Below are 1,119 nucleotides of genomic sequence, written 5' to 3' on the forward strand. Positions count from 1 at the left end.
GGTGTGTCCAGTAGACGGCTGATCCAGTTTTTGTAGGGGTCAGTTGGCGGCCGGGGTGAGCCGGCCTTCGAAGGCGATCTGGAAGGCGTTCAGGGGTGCTTTCCAGCGCATGGTCCACCGCTTGCGGCCCTTGCCGGTCGGGTCCAGCGACATGAGGGCCATGTAGACGCACTTCATGGCCGCGGCCTCGTTGGGAAAGTGTCCGCGGGCGCGAACGGCCTTGCGGATGCGGGCGTTGACGGACTCGATGGCGTTCGTCGAGCAGATCACCTTGCGGATCTCGACGTCGAAGGAGAGGAAGGGCACGAACTCGGCCCAGGCGTTCTCCCAGAGCCTGATGACCGCCGGGTACTTCTTCCCCCAGTCCTGCTGGAACTCGCTGAACCGCTCGGTCGCGGCGGCCTCGTTCGGCGCCGTGTAGACGGGCTTCAACGCCTTGGCGATCTTGTCCCAGTCCTGTCGGGCCGCGTGCCGGAAGCTGTTCCGTAGCAGATGAACGACGCAGGTCTGCACAATCGTTCGCGGCCAGACGGTCTCCACGGCCTCCGGCAGGCCCTTGAGCCCGTCGCAGACCAGCATCAGGACATCGTCGACTCCCCTGTTCTTCAGGTCCGTGAACACGCTCAGCCAGTACTTCGCGCCCTCGCCGCCGTCGCCTGCCCAGATCCCCAGGATGTCGCGGTGGCCCTCGGCGGTCACGGCCATGACGACGTAGACCGGGCGATTCGCCACCTGCCCGTCCCGGATCTTCACGTTGATCGCATCGACGAACAACACCGGATAGACGCGGTCCAGGGGGCGGTTGGACCATTCCGCCATCCCGTCCATCACCTTGTCGGTAATCGTGGAGATGGTTGCCTTGGACACGCTCGCGCCGTAGACCTCGGCCAGATGTGCGGAGATCTCCCCGTGCGTCAGGCCCTTCGCGGACAGCGACAACACCATTTCGTCCACCCCGGACAGGCGCCGCTGCCGCTTCTTGACGATCTGCGGCTCGAACGAACCCGCCACGTCCCGGGGGACCTTGACCTCGACCGGGCCGACATCAGTCAGCACCGTCTTCGCCCGGGTCCCGTTGCGGCTGTTGCCGCTGCCCCGGCCCTCGGCGTCATGCTTCTC

General features: G+C 65.8%; 1 protein-coding gene. It reads right to left on the minus strand.

Translation table 11 applies throughout. The annotated features are described in order from the left end of the window. Window positions 1-39: 39 nt before the first annotated feature. Window positions 40-1,119 (minus strand): IS256 family transposase (locus ACGF8A_RS34570; RefSeq protein ID WP_393114810.1); only part of this gene is annotated, 1,080 nt, incomplete at its 5' end.

The organism is Streptomyces sp. NPDC047706, assembly GCF_043204795.1.
Taxonomy (GTDB): Bacteria; Actinomycetota; Actinomycetes; order Streptomycetales; family Streptomycetaceae; genus Streptomyces.